This is a genomic window from Helicobacter didelphidarum, assembly GCF_003364195.1.
GTDB classification, from domain to species: Bacteria; Campylobacterota; Campylobacteria; order Campylobacterales; family Helicobacteraceae; genus Helicobacter_A; species Helicobacter_A didelphidarum.
Window position 1 is genome coordinate 1 of the sequence record NZ_NXLQ01000193.1, and the last position, 555, is coordinate 555.

Consider the following 555-nt stretch of genomic DNA (forward strand, 5'->3'; position numbering starts at 1 on the left):
TATCAAAAAGATGTTTTATCTATTCAATTAGGTAATATGTGGGAAAAGGCTTATTATGGTGATGGTTATTTTTTTTATGGCACATATCAAAACCCTTTACGATTAGCACAAGTGATGAATCTCGTTAAAAAGATAAAGCCAGATAGATTTGGTATGTATCCTTATATAGATGAGATATTAGGGGTAGATTGGGTGATGGATTTTAATAGAAATTTTAAGGCAATTGACCCTCAAAGAATAATTATAAATACATTGTATAGTGCGATACAAGAAGGCAAACTCTTAGATCCTAGAGACCCTAGAGCTACCGAGCAAACAAGAATAGAATTTATGCAAGCAATACAAGAAACTATAAAAGAAGAACAGGAAGCTTTCACTCTTTCTGGGTTTCCAAGCGATTGGGAACATGTTAAATGGACACAACAAGAAATAGATTTATACATAGATACAATGCTTCTTATAGCCAAAGTCATGGCAGTAACTCCCCCACAAGGCTATCCTAATGCTCCTACTTACTATATCCCAGAGTATTTAGAAGAACTTTATAGAGAGGGG

Annotated in this window: 1 pseudogene; it reads left to right on the forward strand. The window is 34.2% G+C overall.

The annotated features are described in order from the left end of the window. A pseudogene (locus CQA53_RS12965) lies at positions 1-555 on the forward strand (hypothetical protein); the annotation flags it as partial.